General features: G+C 69.4%; 18 protein-coding genes. 9 read left to right on the top strand and 9 right to left on the bottom strand.

The annotated features are described in order from the left end of the window. Nucleotides 1-117: 117 nt before the first annotated feature. Together VZQ01_RS01260 and VZQ01_RS01255 are read left to right on the top strand one after the other, a co-directional pair. Nucleotides 118-858, top strand: a complete 741-nt coding sequence (locus tag VZQ01_RS01260) for a tetratricopeptide repeat protein (protein ID WP_223750070.1) — start codon at nucleotides 118-120, stop codon at nucleotides 856-858. Next, the gene (locus VZQ01_RS01255; protein WP_426746701.1) at nucleotides 855-2,723 is read left to right on the top strand and encodes an AMP-dependent synthetase/ligase; all 1,869 of its coding nucleotides are present in this window, start codon (nucleotides 855-857) and stop codon (nucleotides 2,721-2,723) included. Before VZQ01_RS01260 ends, VZQ01_RS01255 begins: the two co-directional genes overlap by 4 nt. A gap of 133 nt (nucleotides 2,724-2,856) precedes the next feature. Here VZQ01_RS01255 and tatA read toward each other — a convergent pair whose 3' ends face one another. Together tatA and VZQ01_RS01245 are read right to left on the bottom strand one after the other, a co-directional pair. Then, nucleotides 2,857-3,081: a twin-arginine translocase TatA/TatE family subunit gene (tatA, locus tag VZQ01_RS01250; protein WP_223750069.1), complete on the bottom strand. Its 225-nt coding sequence runs from the start codon at nucleotides 3,079-3,081 to the stop codon at nucleotides 2,857-2,859. A gap of 88 nt (nucleotides 3,082-3,169) precedes the next feature. Next, nucleotides 3,170-4,174, bottom strand: coding sequence for a sensor histidine kinase (locus VZQ01_RS01245; protein ID WP_223750068.1), 1,005 nt, complete (start codon nucleotides 4,172-4,174; stop codon nucleotides 3,170-3,172). A 224-nt stretch (nucleotides 4,175-4,398) separates the two neighbouring features. Between VZQ01_RS01245 and VZQ01_RS01240 the strand changes: the two genes are divergently transcribed. From VZQ01_RS01240 to VZQ01_RS01230, 3 genes are all read left to right on the top strand, one after another. Further along, entirely contained in the window at nucleotides 4,399-4,767 is a 369-nt protein-coding gene (locus VZQ01_RS01240) for a response regulator (RefSeq protein ID WP_174816746.1), read from the top strand. A gap of 98 nt (nucleotides 4,768-4,865) precedes the next feature. Further along, on the top strand, nucleotides 4,866-5,195 hold the full coding sequence (locus tag VZQ01_RS01235; RefSeq protein ID WP_223750067.1) for an SCP2 sterol-binding domain-containing protein: 330 nt from the start codon (nucleotides 4,866-4,868) through the stop codon (nucleotides 5,193-5,195). Between the two features lie 95 nt (nucleotides 5,196-5,290). Next, nucleotides 5,291-6,460 (top strand): CaiB/BaiF CoA transferase family protein, encoded by a 1,170-nt coding sequence (locus VZQ01_RS01230; RefSeq protein ID WP_426746700.1) that lies wholly within the window; start codon nucleotides 5,291-5,293, stop codon nucleotides 6,458-6,460. On the opposite strand, the gene VZQ01_RS01225 is transcribed toward VZQ01_RS01230, so the two are convergent. From VZQ01_RS01225 to VZQ01_RS01210, 4 genes are read right to left on the bottom strand one after another with little or no spacing between them, the layout of a single operon-like run. Then, a complete protein-coding gene (locus VZQ01_RS01225; RefSeq protein ID WP_426746699.1) occupies nucleotides 6,426-7,604 on the bottom strand; it encodes a hypothetical protein in 1,179 nt (392 codons plus the stop codon). The two genes, VZQ01_RS01230 and VZQ01_RS01225, sit on opposite strands and share 35 nt — an antisense overlap. 1 nt (nucleotide 7,605) lies before the next feature. Continuing rightward, on the bottom strand, nucleotides 7,606-8,175 hold the full coding sequence (locus VZQ01_RS01220) for a MarR family winged helix-turn-helix transcriptional regulator (protein ID WP_141322801.1): 570 nt from the start codon (nucleotides 8,173-8,175) through the stop codon (nucleotides 7,606-7,608). Next, complete coding sequence (locus tag VZQ01_RS01215; protein ID WP_223750065.1) at nucleotides 8,175-11,321, bottom strand: efflux RND transporter permease subunit; 3,147 nt, start codon at nucleotides 11,319-11,321, stop codon at nucleotides 8,175-8,177. Before VZQ01_RS01215 ends, VZQ01_RS01220 begins: the two co-directional genes overlap by 1 nt. 41 nt (nucleotides 11,322-11,362) lie before the next feature. Further along, complete coding sequence (locus VZQ01_RS01210; protein WP_255653572.1) at nucleotides 11,363-12,448, bottom strand: efflux RND transporter periplasmic adaptor subunit; 1,086 nt, start codon at nucleotides 12,446-12,448, stop codon at nucleotides 11,363-11,365. Between the two features lie 350 nt (nucleotides 12,449-12,798). Between VZQ01_RS01210 and VZQ01_RS01205 the strand changes: the two genes are divergently transcribed. Next, complete coding sequence (locus tag VZQ01_RS01205) at nucleotides 12,799-13,938, top strand: acyl-CoA dehydrogenase family protein (protein ID WP_141322803.1); 1,140 nt, start codon at nucleotides 12,799-12,801, stop codon at nucleotides 13,936-13,938. A 58-nt stretch (nucleotides 13,939-13,996) separates the two neighbouring features. On the opposite strand, the gene VZQ01_RS01200 is transcribed toward VZQ01_RS01205, so the two are convergent. From VZQ01_RS01200 to VZQ01_RS01190, 3 genes are all read right to left on the bottom strand, one after another. Continuing rightward, entirely contained in the window at nucleotides 13,997-14,293 is a 297-nt protein-coding gene (locus tag VZQ01_RS01200; protein WP_223750063.1) for a hypothetical protein, read from the bottom strand. Nucleotides 14,294-14,329: 36 nt separating this feature from the next. Then, entirely contained in the window at nucleotides 14,330-14,617 is a 288-nt protein-coding gene (locus VZQ01_RS01195) for a hypothetical protein (protein WP_046713217.1), read from the bottom strand. A 61-nt stretch (nucleotides 14,618-14,678) separates the two neighbouring features. Beyond that, entirely contained in the window at nucleotides 14,679-15,119 is a 441-nt protein-coding gene (locus VZQ01_RS01190; protein ID WP_223750062.1) for a hypothetical protein, read from the bottom strand. Nucleotides 15,120-15,171: 52 nt separating this feature from the next. On the opposite strand from VZQ01_RS01190, the gene VZQ01_RS01185 reads away from it, so the two are divergent. Genes VZQ01_RS01185 through VZQ01_RS01175 form a run of 3 tightly spaced genes read left to right on the top strand, consistent with a single transcriptional unit; the run spans nucleotide 15,172 to nucleotide 23,373 of the window. After that, a complete protein-coding gene (locus tag VZQ01_RS01185; protein ID WP_074957450.1) occupies nucleotides 15,172-15,819 on the top strand; it encodes an SAM-dependent methyltransferase in 648 nt (215 codons plus the stop codon). A 49-nt stretch (nucleotides 15,820-15,868) separates the two neighbouring features. Next, a complete protein-coding gene (locus VZQ01_RS01180) occupies nucleotides 15,869-21,922 on the top strand; it encodes an alpha-2-macroglobulin family protein (RefSeq protein WP_426746698.1) in 6,054 nt (2,017 codons plus the stop codon). Between the two features lie 56 nt (nucleotides 21,923-21,978). Beyond that, a complete protein-coding gene (locus VZQ01_RS01175) occupies nucleotides 21,979-23,373 on the top strand; it encodes a hypothetical protein (protein ID WP_426746697.1) in 1,395 nt (464 codons plus the stop codon). Nucleotides 23,374-23,433: the final 60 nt, after the last annotated feature.

Here is a 23,433-nt window from a genome sequence, read left to right as displayed (position 1 = left end):
AATGGGGCGGGACTGGCGGGGTCTTCAACCCTTGCTGGACCCGCCCCTTCTGTTTGGTGGAAAAGTCGGTCCTGGTCGTTTGCGTGCAACCGAGCGTGCGTGCTAAGCCCACCCGCCATGCGCTTGATTTTATTCGCCTTGTGCTCGTTCGTGGCGGTTTCGGCACGGGCGGCGGAGCCGGAATTGCTCGCTCGGCTGGATGCCCTGCATGAGCGACGTGGCGAGGCGGAGGGTGGCAAGGCGCTGGAGGCCGAGCTCAAGGCGGCGCTGTCGGTGACGCCGGACGACTTCGAGCTGGTGTGGCGCCAGGCGCGACAGCTCCAGTGGCAGGCGGACGGGGCCGCGAGCGAGAAGCTCAAGAAGGTGCTCGGCCGGCAGACGTGGGACGTGGCGGAGAAGGCCGTCAAGCTGGCCCCCAACCGCGTGGAAGGCCACTACTTCGCGGCGGCGGGGATTGGCGCCTACTCTCAAGCAGTGGGGGTGATGAAGGCGCTGGGCGAGGGCCTTGAAGGCAAGTTCAACGAGCGGCTCGACGCGGCCATCAAGCTGGACTCCGGCTTCTACGGCGCCGCGCCGCTGCTGGCCAAGGGGCGCTACTACTACGAGCTGCCCTGGCCCAAGCGGGACCTCAAGAAGTCGGCCGAGTATTACGAGAAGGCCATCCAGCAGCATCCGGAGATGTTGCGCGCATACTACTTCCTGGCCGAGACGCTCCTCAGGGACGACAAGGCGAAGGAGGCGCGCAACGCCATCCAGAAGGTGAAGCAGGGCAGCGTCGCGTACGACCCCCCGGAGGGACGGCGCATCCAGGAGTGGGCGAAGAAGGTCGAAGCCGACATCGAGGAGGAGCTCAAGTGAGAGCAGAGAATCAGGTAGGACCTTCGGCTTCGGCGGCCGGAGCGCAGGAGGGAAACCTGGTCCAGTTGCTGATCCAGCGCGCGCAGAACGCCTCCAAGGCGGGTGTGACGCACAAGAAGGACGGCCGCTGGCAGGACGTGAGTTTCGGGCAGGTGCTGGACGACGTGAAGGCGTTGTCCGCGGGCCTGGTGGCGCAGGGCGTGAAGCCCGGGGACCGGGTGGCGCTGTTCGCCAACACCAGCCTCATGTGGATCGTCGCGGACCTGGCGATCACGGCGGCGCAGGCCATCACCGTCCCCATCTATTCGTCCAACCTCCCGGACGAGTTCCGCTACGTCATCAAGCACTCGGAGACGTCCTTCGTCTTCGTGGACAATGACGAGAAGGATGCCAAGCAGGCGGGCCGCCTGACGCGCGTGCGGCAGAAGCTGGCCGAGTGCCCCACCGTCCAGAAGGTCATCGTCTTCGAGGGCGCCGTGGCGGGCGGCCAGGAGGTCGCGCTGGCGGACGTGATGGCCCAGGGCCGCGAGGCGCACCAGGCCAACCCGGCGTCCTTCGAGGAGCGGGTGGCCTCGGTGAAGTCCGAGGACACCAACTGTCTCATCTACACCTCGGGCACCACGGGTGACCCGAAGGGCGCCATCCTCACGCACGGCAACTGGACGTACCAGGCGCACGCGGTGCAGGCCATCGGGATGATGGAGCCCAGCGACGCGGTCATGCTGTTCCTGCCGCTGGCGCACGTGTTCGCGCAGGTGGTGAAGGCGGCGTGGTTGTCCATGGGCTTCCGGCTCATCATCGCGGAGTCGGTGGACAAGCTGATGGCGAACATCGTGGAGACGCGCCCCACGGTGCTGCCGTCGGTGCCGCGCGTGTTCGAGAAGGTCTACAACACGGTGGTGTCCAACGGCACGTCGGCCCCGGGCCTCAAGGGCCGGATGGCGCGCTGGGCCTTCAAGCTGTTCGACGAGTACGTCGAGGCGAAGCAGCAGGGCCGCGAGTACGACGGCCTGGCGTTCACCCTGGCCAAGAAGCTGGTGTTCACCAAGGTGCGCGGCACGCTGGACGAGAAGCTGGGCGGCAACATGCGCCTGTTCGTCTCCGGCGGCGCGCCGCTGTCGCGGAAGATCGGCTACTTCTTCGACCTGCTCGGCTTCAAGGTGGTGGAGGGCTACGGCCTGACGGAGACGGCCGCGCCCACCAACGCGAACCGCCCGAACAAGATCAAGATCGGCACCGTGGGCCCCGCCATGCCGGGAACCGAGGTGAAGATCGCCTCCGACGGCGAGGTGCTCGCCCGTGGCCCCTGCATCATGAAGGGCTACTACAAGAACGACACGGCCACGGCCGAGGTCCTGGAGGCGGACGGCTGGTTCCACACCGGGGACATCGGTGAGCTGGACTCGGACGGCTACCTGCGCATCACCGACCGCAAGAAGGACATCATCGTCACCGCGGGCGGCAAGAACGTGGCGCCGCAGAACATCGAGAACACGCTCAAGACCTTCCCCATCCTCAGCCAGGCCATGGTGTACGGCGACAAGCGCCCGTACCTGGTGGCGCTCATCACCGTGGGCGAGGACACGGCGAAGAAGCTGCTGGAGGAGAAGGGCGCCCCGGTGGGCAGCTACGCGGAGAACGCCAAGCGCCCCGAGGTCCACGCGGCCGTGAAGGCGGTGCTGGACAAGGTGAACGCGGACTCGCCGCCGTACGCCACCATCAAGCGCTTCACCATCATGTCCGCCGACTTCACCCAGGAGTCCGGCGAGCTGACGCCCACCCTCAAGGTGAAGCGCAAGGTGTGCAGCCAGAAGTACAAGGCGCAGATCGACGCCATGTACGACAACGTGGCCGTCGTCGAGTAGCGCTCAAGGCCGCTCGCCCCCGGTGCGGTCGACCGGGGGCCCGGCTGGCCGGTGGAAACGTCAACGCCCGCTCGGCCCCTGGAGGAGGGGTGGAGCGGGCGTCGTGCGTCAAGGGGGCTTCAGGAAGCGGGGCTCAGGCGTGGCTGCTGGGGGACGAGGACTTCACGTCCTTGTCCACGTTGCCGCCGCTGGCCAGGTTGCCGCCCTTCTTGTCGGCGCCGGGCGTCCCCGCGTCCTCCTCGCCGCCGAAGCCGCGCTTGAAGTTGCGAATCGCGCTGCCCAGGGACGAGCCGAGCTGCGGCAGCCGCGTGGCCCCGAAGAGGAGCAGCAGCACAAACAGGATGAGAAGAAGTTCCATCGGCTTCAGCCCCAGCATCACGGCTCCTTCGTGAAAACGGGCGGAGCATACCGGGGGGCGCCTTGGACCGCCAGCAAGAGCGGACGTGTCATGCCTGGAGGGCCGCTGCCTCTGCGAGCGTGGCGCCCGGCACCGCCGTCAGGGTGATGAAGAGGGAGCTGCCGGACGGATCCGTCTCCACCCCCACGCTTCCCCCGTGCGCCTCCACCTCCTGGCGGGCCAGGTAGATGCGCAGCGGATCCTCCAGCTTCTTCTCCCGGAAGGCCCGCTCCTCGCGCCGGAACACCGCCGAGGCGTCCTCGTCCGACAGGGGCACCCCCTCGCGGCGCACCTCCACCCGCACCCGGGGCGCGCCGGGATGGATGCGCAGGTGGATGACCTCGCCGGGCTGGGCGCGGGAGAGCTGGTAGAGGATGAAGGCCTCCAGGGCGTGCTGGATGCGGGCGCCGTCCACGCTCACCTCGGGCTGGGCCTCGCTCGGGTCCAGGTCCAGCACGAGCGCCACGTTGGCGGCGGTGGCCGCCGCGCGCTGCCGCTCCACCGCCGCGTCCAGCAGGGGCAACAGGGGCTGGCGCTCCGGCTCGCAGGCGAGCGAGCCCAGGTCGGCGCGGCTGGAGTCGAAGAAGTCCTGCGAGAAGGACAGCGAGCGGTCCGCGTTGCGCAGGATGGTCTCCAGCCCGCGCTGCACCTTGGGCTCCAGCGGCGAGCGGCCGTTGAGCAGCAGCGCGGCATAGGAGCGGATGTTGGCCAGCGAGCCGCGCAGGTCGTGGGACGCCATGCCCAGGTAGCGCACCCGCCGGCGGTTGTCGGCCTCGTCCCACGCCACGGGGAAGGTCCAGAACAGGCGCCCCCCGTCGCCCAGGGACTCCTCGCCCGCGAGCAGGACGTGGTCGTCGTCCTTCTCCCAGAGGCGCGCGTCCCCCATGCGGCGCTGGAAGCCGGCGGCGCCCAGCAGGGCGTCCAGGGAGCTCACGTCCCCGGGCAGCGCCTGGAGGCCCAGATGCTCGAGCAGCAGGCCGCCCAGCAGGCGCGGGGGCCCCTGCGTGGGGACGAGGACGAGGCCAGGCGCTTCCGCCGTGCTGCCAGCTCCCATCTCCCCTGGGCTCCTCACGTTTTCCACCTCCCGTCCAGCAGGTCACGGAAAGGGTGGGGCGTGACTGTCGGTTTTGCAACGTGCACCCCCGTCGCGTGCGGGGAGCGCGTTTTTGTTGCGCCGCCGGGTGGGAGGATGGTGGAAGAATCCCCAGCGTCGCACCGAGGGAGACTGCCCTGACTCCGCCTAACACACAGCCTGATGGTGCCCCCGTCGTCCTCGTCGTGGACGATGATCCGGACATCCTCGAAGCCCTCTCCGAAATCCTCGAGGCCGAGGGCTTCGTCATCCGCCGCGCGCGCAACGGCAAGGAGGCCCTGGAGCGCCTCGAGCCGGAGCCCCCCCACCTCATCCTGCTGGACTTGATGATGCCGGTGATGGACGGGTGGGAGTTCGCCCAGCGCATGCGCCAGCGGCCCACGACGCACGCGGAAATCCCCATCATCGTCCTCAGCGCGGACCGCAACGTGGGCAGCAAGGCCCAGGACATCGGCGCGGTGGGGCACCTGGCCAAGCCGTTCGAGCTCAATGATCTGCTCAACATGGTGCGCCGCTCACTGCCCTCGTCGGCCGCGAACACGACCAGCGCGTGATGAACACGGCGCATCTGATGCCTTGACCTGCCAGGGGGGCGACATTACGGTCCCCCCGTCTTGATTCTCCAATCAACGACCAGGCCAAGGAGCGCCCCATGACGACCGCGAAGGAAATCATCGAGACCGAGATTCCGCAGAAGCTCACGGCGAAGCCGGAGCTGGCGAAGGAGGTCAACGCCATCATCCACTTCGACGTCTCCGGTGAGGGTGGCGGGAAGTGGACGCTGGACCTGACCAAGTCCGAGGGCTGGGTCTCCGCCGGCCACGAAGGTGCGTCGAAGATGACCATCCTCGTGAGCAACGACGACTTCGTGAAGATCAAGAACAAGACGCTCAACCCCCAGATGGCGGCCATGCAGGGCAAGCTGAAGTTCAAGCCCATGGACATGGGTCTCGCGATGAAGCTGGCGAAGATCCTGGGCTGATGGCCGTTTGAGTGAGTCATGTGCGGCGCGCCCCCGTCCTCGGGAGCGCGCCGCGTGTCGTTTCGGGCCCCCGAGCACCTCCTGGAGAGACTCCCATGTCGACGTTGCCGCTGAAGGGTTTGCGCGTGTTGGACCTGTCGCGCCTGTTGCCCGGTCCCTACGCCACGCTGGTGCTGGCGGACCTGGGTGCCACGGTGGTGAAGGTGGAGGAGCCGGAGGGCGGTGACTACGTCCGGGCGATGCCGCCGTCGCGTGACGACGTGGGGGCGCTGTTCTACGGGCTCAACCGGAACAAGCGCTCGTTGACGTTGAACCTCAAGACGCCCGAGGGGCGCGAGGCGCTCAAGAAGCTCGCGCGCACGCACGACGTGCTGGTGGAGAGCTTCCGTCCGGGCGTCATGGACAAGCTGGGCGTGGGGGAGGCGGTGCTGCGCGCGGAGAACCCCCGGCTCGTCTTCTGCTCCATCTCCGGGTACGGGCAGACGGGGCCGGACCGGCTCAAGGCGGGGCATGACCTGAACTACATCGCCCGGGCGGGGCTGCTGGGGTACGGCGGCGAGGCGGGCGGTGCGCCGGCGTTCCCGGGCGTGCAGATGGGGGACATCGGTGGCGGCAGCCTCTTCGCGCTGGTGGGCATCCTGGCCGCGCTGTACGAGCGCGAGCGCACGGGGCTGGGCCGGTTCGTGGACGTGTCGATGACGGACGGGGCCACGGCGTTCCTGCACATGCACCTGGCGGCGCGGCTCTTCATGGGTGAGCAGGGCGCGCCCCTGGAGCGCGGGCGCGAGGCGCTCAACGGCGGGTATGCGTGCTACGGCCTGTACCGCACGGCGGACGACCGGTGGCTGGCGGTGGGCGCGCTGGAGCCCAAGTTCTTCTCGGGCGTGTGCGAGCGGCTGGAGCGGCCGGACCTGATGGAGGACGCGTACGCGCCAGGGGAGGCGGGCGCGCGGGTGAAGGCGGAGCTGACGAAGCTGTTCGCCTCGAAGCCGCTGGCGCACTGGGCGGAGCGGTTCGCCGGCTCGGACCTGTGCGTGGAGCCGGTGGCCGAAGGGGACGACGTGCTGAAGGACGCGCAGCTGCGTGCCCGGGGGCTCTTCGTCGAGGCGGAGGACTCCAGGCTGGGCAAGGTGACGCACCTGCTGACGCCGCTGCGCATGGGGCCCACGCCGCTGCGCGAGCCGCCCGGGTTGGGACAGCACTCGCGCGAGGTGCTCTCGGAGGCGGGCTTCACCGAGGAGGAGATGGCGCGGCTGGGCGTGTGAGCTCTCGGGGGCTCCAGAAGGACTCTCCTCGAGCGGCGTGACAGGTGTCGCCCACCAGGTCGAGCGCGAGCTGCTTGTCGCGCCCGGCCACCGACGCGGGGGCGGCGAGCAGGCCCGTCTGGTCCATCCGGCGCACCGTGTTCTCCAGGTACCGGCGTGCCCGCTCCACCGTCTGCTGCTGTGCGGGGGTAGGGCGCCAGCCCGTGTCCTCCCGCAATCGCCCGAGGGTTTCCAGCAGATGCCCCTGGAACTTCAGCATCTGCGCGAGGACGCGCTCGCGCTCCGCGGGCGCCGAGGCCCACGCGGTCTCGTACTGCCGCGTCTCCGAATCCAGCCGATACAGCAGCACGTCCACCTGGGCCGCGAGCCGTCGTCTCCATGCCGCACGCACCGAGGCATGCCGCGCCCAGCCGGCCACGGCCTGGAAGTAGTGCAGCCCGCCACACGGATGCGCGTAGATGCCCTGGCCCCGCTTGGGCACCTCGGGCCGCTTCGCCTTCATCCCCTCGGCCAGCTCCGCGTTCGCCGTCTCCAGCGCCGTGAGCGCACGGGTCATCACCTCATCCACGCGCACCCGCTGCCCCGTCGAGTCACGGAACGAATCCCCGGGCCGCGAGCTCAGCGAGAGCGCCTCCAACATCCACGCGCTCTCACCGGACTCCACCTGCGCCATGCGGAAGTCGCGCTTCACGTCCTCCACCAGCTCCCGCAGCGTCACCTCGCCCCAGTCCGTCTTGAAGCGCTGTGACAAGGGCAACCCGGAGGCGAGCAGCGTCTTCACCTGGAGCGCGGGGTGCGGCTCCACCGGTGTGCCGTCGGACGTGAACGAGTCGAAGTAGACGTCCGCCCGGCTCGCCGCGGTCTGCTCTCGCGCGGGCGCCTGGCGCAGGAAGTCCGCCACCACGACCTCGGCGGCGAGCCGTCCATCCGCCGCGCGGAACTCACGCCCGTCCAGCGCCATGCCATGCGCGAGCGCCCACGGAGCCCGTGCATCCGAGGCCCACGCGCGGCACCTCGACGCCAGCTCACGCGCGAGCGGCGAGGGCTCGGCTCGAACCTGTGGGGTGAAGAAGAGACAGGGGAGGCACGCCAGGAGACGGAGCGCGCGTCGGGCGGAGGTCGCCACCGACGCGCGCTCGTCCATCCTAGATGGCCTGCTCGGGCGTGGTCCCGAGCCGCTTCAGCACCCGCTCCAGGAGGCCGAAGAGGGCCTCCTGGTCATCGGGGGGAAGCAGGTCCAGCATCCGCCGCAGCCCCTGGTCCACGCTGCGGCTGATGAGGGTGAAGAGCTTGACGCCCTCCGGGGTGAGCTGCGCGACGACGGCGCGCCGGTCCTCGGCGTCCCTCGTGCGCTCCACCATCTTCATGTCCTCCAGCCGGTCCACCACGCCGGTGATGGTCTTCTTCGTGATTCCGACCCGCTGGGCCAGGACGCCCACGTGCGTGGGGCCGTCGTTGCCCAGCCACATCAGCACGTGGATCTGCGTGGGGGTGAGCTGGTTGCTCTCGCAGATTCCGTGCAGCGGATCCCTCAACGAGCGGTAGCGCCCGAGCTGGATGATGAGGTCGTGCAGCCGCCGCGACGCGGGAGTGGAGGTGTCCTCCTCGGGGGGCGCCTCGTAGGCCGCGCCCGAATCCTCGGTGGACTCCAGCTCCTCCTCGCCCGCGCCCGTCGGCTGCACGCGGAGGGCCGGTCTGTTGGCCGGCACTCGCATCAGGCCGTCTCCACTCGCGCGGCGGCGGCCACCGCGGGCTTGCCGCTGTGCGGGTCCACGGCGTGCGGCGTGCCGTGGTCCGGAGCGGAGCCCGGGCCCTTCTTGCGCTTGAACTTCTCCGTGAGCTGATCCAGCAGCGAGTACACCACCGGCACCACGGCCAGCGTCAGCACCGTGGAGGTGATGAGACCGCCGATGATGGTGATGGCCATGGGCGCGCGCGTCTCGGCGCCGTCGCCGCGGGCGATGGCCACCGGCACCATGCCGGCGATCATCGCGATGGTGGTCATGAGGATGGGACGCAGACGCACCGGGGCGGCGCCGAGCAGCGCCTCCGTGGCCGACTTGCCCTCCTCACGAAGCTGCAGCGTGAAGTCCACCAGGAGGATGCCGTTCTTCACCACCAGACCCATGAGCATGATGACGCCGATGAGGGCGAACATGGACATGGCCTGCCCGGTGATGAGCAGCGCGCCGATGGCGCCGATGAAGGCGAAGGGCAGGGACAGCATGATGGTGAACGGGTGGACCAGGCTCTCGAACTGGGCCGCGAGAATCATGTACACGAGGATGATGCCGAGCAGCAGCGCGGAGACGAACGCCGTCACCGCCTTGCCGAGCTCCTTCGCGTTGCCCTCGAAGTCGTGGATGACGCCCGCGGGCGCCAGCTCCTGCGCCGTCGTGTTCATGAACGCGATGGCCTCGGAGAGCTGGTAGCCGCTGGCCAGGTTGGCCAGCAGGGTGATCTGCCGCTTCTGCGCCTCGCGGTCGATCTGCACCGGACCGTCGGCGGGGGTGATCTTCGCCAGGTTGCGCAGCTCCACCAGCTGGCCGCTCGGCGAGCGCACCGTGAGCTTGCCCAGCGAGTCCGCGGACGCCAGCGTGGAGGGCGGCAGGCTCAGCTTCACCTCGTACGTCTCGCCCCCCTCGCGGTAGTCCATGAACTTGTCGCGGCCGAGGAAGGCACGCAGCGTGGCGCCCAGGGACGCGGCCGGCACGCCGAGGGCGGCGGCGCGCTCGCGGTCCACCTCCACGTCGTACTGCGGCTTGCCCGAGCGGTACGTGGAGTCGACGTCCACCAGGCCCGGGTTCTTGGCCATGGCCGCCTTCACCTTCTCCGCGGTCTCGATGAGCTGCTGCCAGTTGTCGCCGCGCAGGTTGAACTGCACCGCCTGCGTGCGCGAGCCGCCACCGGCCACCGGCGAGATGTCCTGCACCGCGAGGTGGACTCCAGGAGGCGCCTTGATGTTCTGGCGCAGGTACGTCTTGAGCTCGCCCTGCGTGTAGCCGCGCAGCTTCACGTTCACCAGGTTGATGAGCAGCTCACCCTTGTGCACCTCCTCCTGAACGCCGCCGCCGGCGGTGGCGAAGGTGGAGGCGATGCCCGGCAACGGCCGGATGACGGCGTCGAGCCGGTCCAGCTCCGCCTGCGTCTCCTGCAGCGTCGAGCCGATGGGCAGCTCCACCGTCATCTTGATGTTGCCGTTGTCCTGCTCGGGGATGAACGTGAACTTCAGGAAGCGCGCCATCGCGAAGGTGGCGAAGAGCACGCCCACCGCGATGACCAGCGTCAGCGCCCGGCGACGCAGGATGCCCGCCAGCAGGTTGCGGTAGCCGGTCTCCATGCCCACCAGCACCTTCTCCACCTTCGCGGAGATGCCCGTCGGCTGGCCGTGGTGACGAAGCAGGCGCGACGACATCATCGGCGTGAGCGTCATGGACACGGCGTAGGAGATGAGCGTGGCCACCGCCACCGTGACGCCGAACTGGTAGAAGAACTTGCCCATCATGCCGTCCATGAAGGCCACGGGGATGAACACCGCCACGATGGCCAGCGTCACCGCGAGCACCGCGACGGCGATCTGCCCGGCGCCGTCCATGGCCGCCTGCATGGGGGACTTACCCTCCTCCATGTGACGCACGATGTTCTCGATGACCACGATGGCGTCGTCGATGAGCAGACCGATGGAGAGCGTCAGCGCCAGCATGGTGATCATGTTGAACGTGAAGCCCAGCGCGGCCATCACGGCGAACGTGCCGACGATGGACACCGGCAGGGCAATCGCGGCGACGATGGTCGAGTTCAGGTTGCGCAGGAACACCAGCACGATGAGCACGGCGAGCACACCGCCGAGCACCAGGTCGAACTGCACCGACGCGATGGACGAGCGGATGAACCGCGAGTTGTCCGACACCGTCTCGATGAGGATGCCCTCGGGCAGCTGCTTGTTGATGTCCGCCAGCGACTCCTTGATGAGCTCGGCCACCTGCACCGTGTTGGAGCCGGACTGCTTGCGCACGATGAGCGCCACGGCGCTGCGGTCGCCGTTCTTCGCCGCGCCGCGCGCCTCCTCCGGGCCGTCCACCACGTCCGCCACGTCACGCACGCGCACCGGCGCGCCGTTGGTGTTGGTAAGGATGATGTTGCGGATGTCGTCCACGCTCTTGGCCTCGGACGTCAGGCGCAGCACGCGCTCGCGGCCCGAGTCCATGGTGCGACCACCCGGCATGTCCAGGCTCTGCGCCTTGACCGCCTGGCTCACGTCGCTGATGGCCATGCCGAAGCCGCGCAGGCGGTCCGGGTCCACCACGAGCTGGATTTCACGCTCCCGGCCACCCGTCACGTCGATGCTGCCCACGCCCGGCTGACGCTGCAGCGCCGGCTTGACGATGTCCTCGGCCGTCCGCGTCAGCTCCTGGATGGGCAGCGCGCCGGACAGCGACAGGGTGACGATGGGCGCCGCGCCGATGTCGAACTTCTCGACGACGGGCGTCTCGATTTCGTTCGGCAGCTTGCTCAGCGTCGCCTGGACGCGATCACGCACGTCCTGCGCCGCCACGTCGACCGCCGTGTCCAGCGTGAAGCGCACGACGATCTGCGACACGCTCTCCATGTTGATGGAGCGAAGCTGCTCCACGCCGTTGAGCGTGTTGAGCGCCTCTTCCAGCGGATCACTGACGTTCTTCTCGATGGTCTCCGGGTCCGCGCCGGGCAGCACCGTCGTCACCGTGACGACGGGGAAGTCGACGTCCGGGAACTGGTCCACGCCGATGCGCGGGTACGCGTTGATGCCGAACACGACCACCGCCATCATCAACATGGCGGTGAAGATGGGTCGTGAAATGAAGGTCTTGAGTGGGCTCATTCAGCAGCTCCCTATAAGTCTCGAAGGGGAAGGGCAGGGCGTCACTGCACCACGCGGACGGCCGTGCCCTCCTTCACGTCCAGGGAGGAGTCGGCGAGCACGCGCTCGTCCGCGCTGAGTCCCTGGAGGACGCGCACGTAGCCGGGGAGCACGCGCTCCACGCGCACGTCGCGCTTGCGCACGGTGCCGTCCTGCACCACCCACACGAAGCCGTCCTGGCCTCGCGCGGAGACGGCCTGCGTCGGCAGGAACAGGCCCTTGTCGTCCGCCTGCTCCGCGACGTTGGAGAAGTCCAGGTCCACCAGCGCGCCGGGGCGCAGGGGGTTGGTCGTCTCACCCACCACGTCCGCCAGCACCTCCACGGTGCGGTTGGTGGCGTCCACCACCGCGCCCACCGTGGCCACCTGCACCTCGAAGCGCATGCCGCTGGGGCTCACCGTGCCGTGCGTCTTCACGCCGGGCTTGACCTTGTCCACGACGGACTCAGGCACGAGCGCGCGGACCTCCAGGCCCGTGGTGTCCACCAGGGTGAACACCGCGGTGGGCGGCGTCATGGCCACCGAGTCACCCAGGTTCTTGAGCCGGGCCGTGATGACACCATCGAACGGGGCGACGATGGTCATGTCGCGCAGGTTCTCCTCCGCCATGCGCAGCGCCGCCGTGGCCTGGGCCGCCTGGGCCGCCGCCTGCTTCTGGCCGATCTCCGCCTGGTCCAGGCCGGCCGCCGCGATGCCGCCACCCTCGGCCACCTTGCGGGTGCGCTCCAGGTTGTTCGTCGCCAGCTGCAGCCCGGCCTCCGCCGCCGCCTTCACCGCGCGCGCCTGCTCCACGCCGATGAGGATGTTGGACGTGTCCAGCACCGCCAGCGCCTGGCCCTTCTTCACCTTGTCGCCCACCTTCACCAGCATCTTCGCGATGGTGCCGCTGGCCTGCGGGCTGAGCGTCGCCTCCTGCTTGGAGCGGACCTGACCGGTGACGCGCGTCACGCTGGCCTCCAGCTCCGTGGCGGGCGCAATCGCCTTCACGCCCATCGCCGCCGGGCCCGTCTGCTGGGGCAGGGTCGGCTGGGCTCCACCCTTGCCGCAGCCCGTCGAAATCACCGCCGCCAGCACCGCGGCCATCCACATGCGTCGAATCACGATCGTCCTGCTCCTGCCGGCTCGCGTGACCTGGACTCCTCCAGGTCGCTGCTCCGGCTTGATGCCATGGAAAGTCTGCGCCCCAGAAACTACAGAGACTGAACTGTCTGTCAAGGGGATACTCCGTGATGCGGACTATCTCCTGACGCGCCTACCTAACGCCCGCTTACCGGGCAAGCAGGACTTTCTGCGGGACCTGCCCCGGAGGGCGAGCGGGTTGGCTCACTGCGTCACCTTGCCGGTTGCGTCACGGGTGTTGCCCACCGGACGGGGCTGCGTATTGATTCGCGAATCAATCCCCCGAGGTACCCCCCGGATTTCTCCAGGGAGGAGCGTGCATGCCGAACCCGTTCACCGAGGAGCACGAGGCGTTTCGCAGGACGGTGCGAGCCTTCGTCGACAAGGAGATGGCGCCGTACGGGCTGGAGTGGGACCGGGCCGGCATCTTCCCGCGCGAGCTGTTCAAGAAGTGCGCGGAGCTGGGCTTCCTCGGCATCAACCATGATCCACGCTTCGGCGGCAGTGGACTGGACTACTGGTACGTCACGGCGTTCTGCGAGGAGCTCAGCTACAGCAAGAACGCGGGCGTGAACATGGCGCTCCTGGTGCAGAGCCAGATGGCCACGCCCATCATCAACGAGATCGGCACCGACGAGCAGAAGAAGGAGTTCCTGGAGCCGGCGCTCAAGGGCGAGAAGATCGCCGCGCTGGGCGTGAGCGAGCCGGGCTGCGGCTCGGACGTGGCGAGCCTCAAGACGACGGCGCGCAGGGACGGCGACGACTACGTCATCAACGGCTCGAAGATGTGGATCACCAACGGCACGCGCGCGGACTTCATCACGCTGGCGGTGCGCACGGGTGAGGCCGGCTACGGCGGCATCTCCCTGGTGACGTTCCCCACGGACGTGAAGGGCTTCGGCGTCTCCAAGAAGCTCGACAAGGTGGGCAACCTGTCCTCGGACACGGCCGTCCTGTACTTCGAGGACTGCCGCATCCCCGCGCGCTACGTGCTGGGGGAGGAGAACGAGGGCTTCTACCACATCATGACGAACTTCCAGGGCGAGCGCCTGGTGGGCGCCATCACCGCGGTGGCCGGCATGGAGCGGATGATGGAGGACGCCATCCAGTACGGCAACGAGCGCGAGGCGTTCGGCCGGCCGCTGATGAAGTTCCAGGTGTGGCGCCACAAGTTCGTGGAGCACCTGACGGCCATCGAGGCGGCCAGGCGGCTGACGTACCACGCGGTGGACCTCTTCGACCGGAAGGAGAACCCGGTGAAGGAGATCTCCATGGCGAAGCTGTTCGCGGGCGACCTGGCCCAGCGCGTGGCCTACGACGCCCAGCAGTTCTACGGCGGCATGGGCTACGTGGAGGAGACGCCCGTCGCCCGCATGTGGCGCGACGTGCGCCTCATCACCATCGGCGGCGGCACCTCCGAGGTGATGAAGGAGATCATCTCCAAGCTCTACGGCTTCTAGGAGGCCGTGAGCACGGCTCGGGCGGACGGTGGTGTCCGGTCCGCCCGGGCGTGCTCCTTCAGCGGACGCCGCCCTGCTGCGAGGCGTAGGTGCCGCTCTGCTGCTCGTCGTCGAGCACCGCTCCCGCCGCCGCCGCGCCCATGTCCTCGGGGGTCGCCGGCTTGCCCTTGGGGGAGCACACGCACCCCGCGGAGTTGCGGATGATGACCAACGCGCCCAACTCCATGTCCAGGTCGGTGCAGATCTTCACGCACTCCGTGGCCCGCTCCTTGGGCACGGCGGCGGTGGTGGCGGCGACGGTGACGCAGCCGGGGAGCACGAGCAGCGCGAGCAGTCCGATGAGCTTTCGGTTCATGCCCGAGCGTCTATCACGGGCCCGCCGTGGGGCGTTTCATCGCTTGCGGAACAGGGCCTCGGCGGCGCTCATGAGCGCGTCGCGGCTCGCCTTCGCGTGCAGGCCGCCCTCGCCAATCTGGAACAGCTCGCAGAAGTTGGCGCCGTCCTTGTCGGAGGGCACCTCCGCGAAGGGCTCCTTGCACTCCTTGGCGAAGCTCGCGTCGTAGTGCCGGCAGTTGCGGCACGAGCGCACGTCCTCGTCACACTTCGGACACGTGTCGCTGCGACCGACCTGGTTGGCGATGATGTCGAGCGTGTGTCCACAGTGCGCACAGCCGGCCATGACCACCTCCGCGAAAGAGCAGGGGGGACATTCTGCCAGCGTGGCGTGACGGCCGGGAGGCCTACCGTTGGAGGCTGGACACGAGCGCCGGCGTGCGCTCCGAGGGAGCGGGCGAGGGCGGCGCGGAGGGGCGCAGCTCCCCGAGGGCATCCAGGAGCTGGTCATCCAGGCGCTTGAGGAGGAACAGCACGTAGGCACCCACCAGGGACAGGGCGGCGGCCAGCACGGCCAGCATCATCCCGCGCTCCCACAGGTGCGCCTTCTCCATCACCCCGCGGCGCTCGGAGAACGTCTTGAGCTGGGCGGCGGCGGCCTTGTCGTCCAGCCGCTGGGCGTACTCCTGGGCCTGGGCGGTGCCGCGCTCCATCAGCCACTGCCCCTGCACCTGGAGCGCATCCGCCCGGGTGTAGCAGTAGACCGCCCCGCCCGAGGAGAGCAGGGTGAAGCACAGCGCCAGCGTCAAGCTCCGGGTGCCCATCGCCTCGTCCTCCGGAATCGCCATTGCGCGGGCCTCGACACCCACGCCTGCCCCGGCTTCCCGAAGACAGTAGCGGATGGTAGGGAGCCCCCCTGACATGGGCAAGCCCTACCGTCCTAAAGACCACTATTTCCAGAAAGCCAAGCAGGAGGGCCTCCGAGCGAGGTCCGCCTTCAAGGTCGACGAGCTCATCAAACGCTTCCCCATGGTGAAGAAGGGCCATGTGGTGCTGGACCTGGGGGCCGCGCCTGGAGGGTTCCTCCAGATCCTCGCGGACGCGGTGGGAGGCACGGGGCAGGTGATTGGCGTGGACATCGTCGCCATCCGTCCCTTCACCCAGCGGCACGTGCGCACGGCGGTGCTGGACGTGCTCGCGGACGACTTCGACGCGAAGCTCACCGCGCTGCATGACGGCCTGTTCGACGCGGTCATCTCCGACATGGCGCCCAAGACGAGCGGCATCAAGGCCACGGACGAGGCGCGCAGCCTGCGGCTGGCGGGCAAGGCGCTGGAGCTGGCCCAGAAGCGGGGCCGGCCCGGCTCGTCCTTCGTGGCGAAGGTGTTCATGGGGGGCGACTTCGAGGACTTCCGCGACCAGGTGCGCGCCCTCTTCGAGGAGGTGAAGGTGGTGCGCCCCGAGGCGACGCGCGGCGCCAGCATGGAGGTCTACCTGGTGGGGCTGCGCCGCAAGGCGCCGTCGGAGGGGGCGCCCCCCGCGAGTTGATCCGCATTGTGGAACGGTGGGGCGGCCTCCTGTGTCTAGAGTGCCGACCATGCACCACACCCTCCGCACCTGGGCATCCACTGTCTCGCTGTTGTTCGTGTCCCTGCTGCTCTTCGCCCCGCCCGCGCTCGGCGCCGCGGCGGCGAAGGCGCCTCCCTCGTGGAAGGACATCGACGCGCTGGAGTCGAATCAGCAGTACGAGGCCGCCGCGAAGGGCGCGGAGGCCCGGCTCGTCAAGGCGCGTGAAGGTCAGGACGAGGCCGAGTGGACGCGCGCGCTGCTCCGCACGGTGCGCCTGCGCAGGGCGCTGCACGGGTACGAGACGGCGGTGCGCTTCCTGCGCGAGGAGCCCTGGCCCAAGGGGCAGCTGTCTCGCGCCGCGCTGAACCTCTACTACGCCAACTCGCTCGTCACGTACGCGCGCGTCTACAGCTGGGAGGTCCGTCAGCGCGAGCAGGTGGCGTCCTCGGGGCCGGTGGACCTGAAGGCGTGGACGTACTCGCAGCTCATCACCGAGGCGCAGCGCGCGTACGAGGACCTCTGGAAGCAGCGGCAGGCGCTGGGCCAGGAGCCGGTGAAGGCGCTGTCCGAGTACCTGCAGCTGAACACGTACCCGGAAGGCATCCGGCCCACGCTGCGCGACGCCGTCACGTACCTGCGCGTGGAGCTGCTCGCCGACAGCACGCACTGGTTGCCCGAGCAGGCCAACGAGGTCTTCAAGCTGGACCTGCGCTCGCTGCTGGAGGGCACGCCGGTGGTGGACCTGACGGACCCGAACATCCACCCGCTGGTGAAGGTGGCCGCGGTGCTGGGGGATCTGGAGTCCTGGCACCGCGCGGGCGGACGGCGCGAGGCGGCGCTGGAGGCGCGGCTGCGTCGCTACGAGGTCCTGCATCAGCACATCACCGACGCGGAGGACCGCGCGCGCATCCGCGAGCACCTGACCGCGCACCTGGCGGGGTTCAAGGACGTGCCCTGGTGGTCCATGGGGCAGGGGCTCCTGGCGGAGCAGGAGAACGCGGCGGGCCACGCGGTGCGGGCGCACGCGCTCGGCAAGGCGGGCATGGCGGCGTTCCCCAAGTCGCTGGGCGCCTCGCGGTGCCGGACGCTGGTGGAGTCGCTGGAGGCGCCGGACTTCCGTGTCGTCTCCATGCAGTCGGACGGCGCGAACCGTCGCTCGGTGGAGGTCACGCACCGCAACGTGCCGGCGCTCCACTTCCGGGCGTACCCGCTGGATGTCGAGGCGCGGCTGAAGAAGATCGACGACTACAACCTGCTGCCGTACGGGGACGCGCTCCTGCGCCTCGTCCGGAGCACGAAGCCCGTGGCCACGTGGACCACGCAGCTGCCCGCCACGCCCGACTTCCAGCCGCACCGCACCTTCGTCACGCCGCCGCTGAAGGACGTGGGCACGTACGTCATCGTCGCGTCCGCGCGGGAGGACTTCCGTGAGAAGGGCAACCGCATCCAGGCGTCGTTCCTGTCGGTGACGCCGTGGGTGGCCATCACCCGCAACATCCGCGGCCGGGGCGTGGACGCGCGCATCGTGAAGGGCGACACGGGCGTCGCCGCGCCGGACGTGGCCGTGCGTCTGGTCCAGATGGACTACCGCCAGGGCCCGCGCACCGTGGCCCGGGCGAAGAGCAATGCCCAGGGCGAGGTGTCGTTCGACGCGCCCAAGGGCCAGAACTACCAGAGCTACATCGTGGTGCTGGGCGAGGGGAGGTCCGCGCTGATGCTGCTCAACGGGGTGAACTTCTATCCCTTCTCGGAGCCGCAGCAGGTCGTGTCGTCGCTCGTCTTCACGGACCGCAGCGTCTACCGGCCGCTGCAGAAGCTGCAGTGGAAGGTGGTGGCGTACAGCGGACAGACGAGCCAGTCGCGCTACGAGACGATGCCGCACACCTCGGTGAAGGTGCGGCTGATGGACCCGAACTACCAGGAGGTCGCGTCGAAGGAGGTCCGCACGAACGACTTCGGCTCGGCGGCGGGCGAGTTCACCATTCCCACGGGCCGGCTGCTGGGCGCGTGGCAGGTCCAGGTCGAGTCGGGTGGCAGCGCGGCGGTGCGCGTGGAGGAGTACAAGCGGCCGACCTTCGAGGTGACGCTGAAGGACCCGGACTCGCCGATGCGGCTCAACCGGCCGGCGACCTTCAAGGGCGAGGCGCGCTACTACTTCGGGCTGCCCGTGGCGTCCGGCACGGTGCGCTGGCGCGCGTACCGCGAGCCGGTGCTGCCCTGGTGGTGGTGGTACGACACGCGCTTCATCTCGCAGCAGCGGCAGCTGGTCGCCGCGGGCTCGTCGTCGGTGAAGGAGGACGGCGGCTTCGACATCACGTTCACGCCGGAGGCGGACGAGCGCTCCGCGAGCACGCCCGGGCTGACGTGGCGCTACCGCGTGGAGGCGGATGCCACCGACGAGGGCGGCGAGACGCGCTCGGCGGAGCGGGCGTTCCGCCTGGGCTTCGTCGCGGTGGAGGGCCGCGTGGAGACGGACACGGGCTTCCTGTCCCAGGGCGCGAGGTCGGAGGTGCGGCTGGTCCGCTCCACGCTGGACGGCGCGCCGCAGCCCGGTGAGGGACGCTGGCGCCTCGTGGCGCTCAAGCAGCCCGCGCAGCCGCTGCTGCCGGCGGACGAGCCGATTCCCACGCCGCCGAACCTGAAGGAAGACCCCGCCGCCGCGCCTTCGCCCACGCCGGGGGACGCGCTCCAGCCGCGCTGGGCGCAGGACTACAAGCCCGAGTCGGTGCTGGCCCGTTGGGCGGATGGCGCGGAGCGCGCCAAGGGCAGTGTCCAGCACGGTCAGGACGGCGTGGCCAAGGTGACGCTGCCCGCGCTCGAGGCGGGCGCCTATCGGCTGCACTACGAGACGAAGGACGCCTTCGGGCAGACCTTCACCGTGGCGCGCGAGCTGCTGGTGGCCGGAACGAAGTCGCCGGCCGAGCTCGCCGCGGCGCTGGTGGTGGAGCGGTCCTCGGTGCGCGTGGGCGAGAAGGCGCGGCTGCTGGCCACGTCCGGCTTCGAAGGACAGCCGCTGGTGCTGGACCTGTACCAGGGAGACACGCGCATCCTGCGCAAGGCGCTGGTGGCGGGCGAGGGCGCGTCGGTGGTGGAGATTCCGGTGACGGAGGCGATGCGCGGCGGCTTCACCGCGGTGCTCGTGGCCGTGCGTGACTGGCAGTTCGTGCGCTTCACCGAGCACGTCTTCGTCCCGTGGGACAACAAGGAGCTGCAGCTGGAGTTCTCCACGTTCCGCGACAAGATCCGCCCCGGCGCGAAGGAGACCTGGCGCGTGACGGTGAAGGGCCCGAAGGGCGCGAAGGTGGAGGCGGGCGCCGCGGAGCTGCTCGCGTATATGTACGACCAGTCGCTGGACCTGTTCGCGCCGCACTCGCCGCCGAGCGCCTCCAGCCTCTATCCCAACCGCGCGACGGCGGTGGAGCTGGGGACCTCGCTGTCCATGTCGCACGCCCAGTGGCTGGTGTCACAGGGTTACGGAGAGTTCTCCTCGTGGACGCAGCCTTCGTCGGACCGGCTGCGGTTCGATGACGGCTACGGCGTGGGAGGACCCGGGCGTCGGCACCGGTCCTCGCGAATGAGCTTCGGGGGTGTCGCCAGTCCGTCCGCGGCGGCTCCGGAGATGGTCCGGAACGAGTCGAGGGTGATGCGCGAGCAGGATGCTCCGGGGGCTCCTCCTCCTCCGCCGCCTCCGGCGCCGCCGATGGAGCAGAAGGCGAAGGCCGAGAAGCCCAACCCGGGCGGCGGTCAGGCCGAGGCGCCGTCCAGCGGGCTGCGCTCCAACTTCGCGGAGACGGCGTTCTGGGTGCCGCACCTCATCACGGGCAACGACGGGTCCGCGTCGTTGGAGTTCACGGTGCCCGACTCGGTGACGGCCTGGAATGTCTGGGTCCACGGCCTCACGAGGGACTTGAAGGGGGGCTCGGCCCAGCGCACCACGCGCAGCATCAAGGAGCTGATGGTGCGGCCGTACGTGCCGCGCTTCCTGCGCGAGGGAGACCGCGCGGTGCTGGAGGTGGTGGTGAACAACGCCTCCGAGCAGCAGAAGCAGGGCACGCTCACGCTGGACATCGTCGACCCGGATACTCGCAAGAGCCTGCTGTCGGAGTTCGGCGTGAAGAACGCGTCGCAGGCCTTCACGGTGGCGGCGGGGCGGGGGACCAGCCTGCGCTTCCCGCTCACCACGCCGACGCGCGTGGGCCAGGTGGCCTTCCTCGTGGAGGCCCGCTCCGGGGATTTGAGCGACGGAGAGCTGCGGCCCTTGCCCGTGCTCCCCGGCCGCGTGCACCTGGCGCAGTCGCGCTTCGTGACGCTCAAGGGCCCGGGCTCGAAGACGATGCGCTTCGACGACTTGAAGAAGGGCGGAGATTCCACGCGGGTGAACGAGCAGCTCGTCGTCACGGTGGACACGCAGCTCTTCTACTCCGCGCTCCAGGCGCTGCCTTACCTGGTGGACTACCCCTACGAGTGCTCGGAGCAGACGCTCAACCGCTTCGTGTCCTCCGGCATCCTGGGCAGCCTCTACGACAAGTACCCGGCCGTCGCGAAGATGGCGAAGGAGATGAGCCAGCGGGAGACCCAGTTCGAGACCTGGGACGCGGTGGACCCGAACCGGAAGATGGCCCTGGAGGAGACGCCCTGGCTCGAGCTGGCCAAGGGCGGCCGCGAGGGCAACGCGGGCCTGGTGAAGGTGCTGGACCCGAAGGTGGCTCGGGCGGAGCGGGACTCGGCGATGGCGAAGCTGCGCAAGGCGCAGACGTCCAGCGGCGGCTTCCCCTGGTGGCCGGGTGGCCCGCCGTCGCCGTACATGACGCTCTACATCCTGCACGGCCTGTCGCGCGCCATGGAGTACGGCGTGGAGGTCCCGGCGGACATGACGAGCCGTGCCTGGGAGTACGTGGCCCGGCATTACCGCGAGGAGTACTCCGAGAAGCTGATGAAGAAGGGGGTGGGCTGGGAGTTCCTCACCTTCCTCAACTACGTGGCGTCCAACTATCCGAACGCGAGCTACACGGGCGACGCGCTGACCGAGGACGAGCGCAAGGCGATGCTCGCCTTCAGCTTCACGCACTGGAAGAAGCACTCGCCGTACCTGAAGGGCTACCTGGCCCTGACGCTCAAGCGCGCCGGGCGCAACCCGGACGCGCTGAAGGTCTGGGACAGCGTGATGGACTCGGCGAAGACGAGCGAGGAGCTGGGCACGTACTGGGCCCCCGAGGACCGCAGCTGGCTCTGGTACAACGACACCACGGAGACGCACGCCTTCGCGCTGCGCACGCTGACGGAGCTGCGGCCCAAGGACTCCCGACGCGAGGGACTGGTGCAGTGGCTGCTGCTCGACAAGAAGCTCAACCACTGGAAGTCCACGCGGGCCACGGCCGAGGCGCTCTACGCGCTGGTGAAGTACCTGGAGGCCGAGGGTGCGCTGGGCATCCGCGAGGACGCGAAGGTGACGGTGGGCCCGCGCGTGGTGCGGATGGAGTTCGCGCCGGACGCGTACACGGGGAAGAAGAACCAGGTCGTGGTGCTCGGGCCGGAGCTCCAGCCGGAGACCATGAGCAGCGTGGTGGTGGAGAAGACGACCCAGGGCTTCGCCTTCGCGTCGGCCACGTGGCACTTCTCCACGGAGAAGCTGCCGGACGAGGACCGGGGTGACTTCTTCCAGGTGTCGCGGCGCTACTTCCGTCGCGAGCGCGAGGGCAAGCAGGTGGTGCTCCAGCCGCTGAAGGAAGGGGCGATGATTGCCCCGGGTGACGAGGTGGAGGTGCAGCTGTCGCTGCGCACCAGGCACGCGGCGGAGTACGTCCACCTGAGGGATCCGCGCGCGGCGGGCCTGGAGCCGGAGAACGCGCAGTCGCGGCACCGGTGGGACCTGGGCATCGTCTGGTACGAGGAGACGCGGGACTCGGGCTCGAACTTCTTCTTCGAGTGGCTGCCCGCGGGTGAATACACCTTCAAGTACCGGCTGCGCGCCAACATGGCGGGGACGTTCCGCGTGGGGCCCGCCACCGTGCAGTCCATGTACGCGCCGGAGTTCACCGCGTACTCGTCGGGAGCGGTGATCACGGTGGGGGCCGCGAAGTAGGCTCGCTCCAGGGCCCGGGCCGGGCGGGCCCGGGTCCCCTGGGAGCGGGTGTCGTCATGTCCTTGTCGCGCGGTCTGTGTCGGTCGGGTGGGTGGCTGCTGCTGTGTCTCGGTTTGGCGTGCTCCAACGGCGACGCGGAGCCGCCCGCGCCCGAGTACCGGCTGTCTCCCGAGCGCGCCGCGCGACTGGAGGCCCTGAGGACGGAGATCCTCTCGGATACGTGCTACCAGGGGGAGGACACCCGCGGCTGTCCCCGCGTGACGGTGCCGTTCGCGCCGACGCGCGACTTCGCCATGAAGGACAGCACGGGCGAAGCATTGCTCATCGTCGACGACTTCCCGACGTTGCCCGCGAGGGCGCTGCGCTATCGCAATCGACTCCTCGGGTACTACCGGGCGCTGGAGGGCGGTGACGTCGTCGCGGCGGACCCAGGGTGGCTGGTTCCCCCCAGGTTCCACGAGGCACTGACCACGTTCGCCACCGAGGACTTCATCCCGGCCGAGGCGTTGCGCGCGCTGGCGGAGCCGCTGCGGGCCCACTATCCCGAGCAGGGTCGACAGAGCGTGGGACACGGCAGCACGGTGTTCTCCCTGTTGGTGGAGGCCAATCCCCGGCAGCCCATCGTCGTGATGGACCATCCGGGCCTGTATGAACTGTCGCGCTCGGAGTTCTGCGAGCCCACGGGTGAGCCGGGCGCCCTGGAGCGACTGAGGGGCAGGGCTCAGCGCGCGGCCACGGGGCTGCGGGGCGTCATCGAGCGACATGGCGTCCGCTTCGTGAACCTGAGCCTGGGCGAGACGGTCGACTCCCTGCGGCGCGCCTGGCCCCGGTACTGCTCGGGAGAGGCGCCGGGAGTGGCGGTCCTCCGCGCGAAGCTGGCCGCCTACGCCCCCATCGCGCAGGTGCTCTTCGCGACCCCCGGCGTCTTCACCGCGCAGGCGGCGATCGACGCCACGGACCCGCTGGATTACCCCTACGACTACCCGTCGGCGGAGTACCCGAACCGGCTTCGCGTGGGCTTCTTCACGACGCTCGAGTCAGGACTCGATGAGTCGGGGCGAGGGGACACATCGAAGCTGGAAGGGTGGCCCGCGCGCGAGGACGTCGATGTGTACGTGAACAGCGGCGTGCTCCCGACGCGCCCCTTCCCACACAACGCGACGCCGTGGCTCCAGGTGGACAGCTTCGGCGTGGACATCTTCCCCATCACCGCGGCGACGACGTCGTGGATGGCTCCTCTGGCGCTGTCGCGCTTCATCCATGTCCGCTACGAGCGCTTCGCGGACAGGACGATGACCGACGAGCTCATCCAGCGCATCACCAAGTGGATGGTGCCCTCGGCCTGTGAAGGCCGGCCGGACCTGGTCTGCGTGTTCCAGGACCCGCTCGCGCACGGGCAGCTCGAAGTCACCCGACTGGGCTACCGGCCTCGCGAGTACGTCGCGCCCTGACGGTGCAGTCGGGGACGTCATCGACCTCGCGGCGGTGGCCGCCTGGTCCGTCCAAGAGCG

The organism is Myxococcus faecalis, from assembly GCF_050039385.1.
Lineage (GTDB): Bacteria > Myxococcota > Myxococcia > Myxococcales > Myxococcaceae > Myxococcus > Myxococcus fulvus.
Note: the sequence above shows the minus strand (reverse complement) of the source record. Positions and strands in the feature narration are given on the sequence as shown.

Coding starts and splice junctions, on each gene's coding strand:
- VZQ01_RS01245 (WP_223750068.1), bottom strand. CDS start 4,174: ATGGGAGCTGGCAGCACGGCGGAAGCGCCTGGCCTCGTCCTCGTCCCC.
- VZQ01_RS01175 (WP_426746697.1), top strand. CDS start 21,979: ATGTCCTTGTCGCGCGGTCTGTGTCGGTCGGGTGGGTGGCTGCTGCTG.
- VZQ01_RS01215 (WP_223750065.1), bottom strand. CDS start 11,321: ATGAGCCCACTCAAGACCTTCATTTCACGACCCATCTTCACCGCCATG.
- VZQ01_RS01235 (WP_223750067.1), top strand. CDS start 4,866: ATGACGACCGCGAAGGAAATCATCGAGACCGAGATTCCGCAGAAGCTC.
- VZQ01_RS01260 (WP_223750070.1), top strand. CDS start 118: ATGCGCTTGATTTTATTCGCCTTGTGCTCGTTCGTGGCGGTTTCGGCA.
- VZQ01_RS01190 (WP_223750062.1), bottom strand. CDS start 15,119: ATGGCGATTCCGGAGGACGAGGCGATGGGCACCCGGAGCTTGACGCTG.
- tatA (WP_223750069.1), bottom strand. CDS start 3,081: ATGGAACTTCTTCTCATCCTGTTTGTGCTGCTGCTCCTCTTCGGGGCC.
- VZQ01_RS01230 (WP_426746700.1), top strand. CDS start 5,291: ATGTCGACGTTGCCGCTGAAGGGTTTGCGCGTGTTGGACCTGTCGCGC.
- VZQ01_RS01185 (WP_074957450.1), top strand. CDS start 15,172: ATGGTAGGGAGCCCCCCTGACATGGGCAAGCCCTACCGTCCTAAAGAC.
- VZQ01_RS01180 (WP_426746698.1), top strand. CDS start 15,869: ATGCACCACACCCTCCGCACCTGGGCATCCACTGTCTCGCTGTTGTTC.
- VZQ01_RS01210 (WP_255653572.1), bottom strand. CDS start 12,448: ATGTGGATGGCCGCGGTGCTGGCGGCGGTGATTTCGACGGGCTGCGGC.
- VZQ01_RS01205 (WP_141322803.1), top strand. CDS start 12,799: ATGCCGAACCCGTTCACCGAGGAGCACGAGGCGTTTCGCAGGACGGTG.
- VZQ01_RS01220 (WP_141322801.1), bottom strand. CDS start 8,175: ATGCGAGTGCCGGCCAACAGACCGGCCCTCCGCGTGCAGCCGACGGGC.
- VZQ01_RS01195 (WP_046713217.1), bottom strand. CDS start 14,617: ATGGCCGGCTGTGCGCACTGTGGACACACGCTCGACATCATCGCCAAC.
- VZQ01_RS01225 (WP_426746699.1), bottom strand. CDS start 7,604: ATGGACGAGCGCGCGTCGGTGGCGACCTCCGCCCGACGCGCGCTCCGT.
- VZQ01_RS01200 (WP_223750063.1), bottom strand. CDS start 14,293: ATGAACCGAAAGCTCATCGGACTGCTCGCGCTGCTCGTGCTCCCCGGC.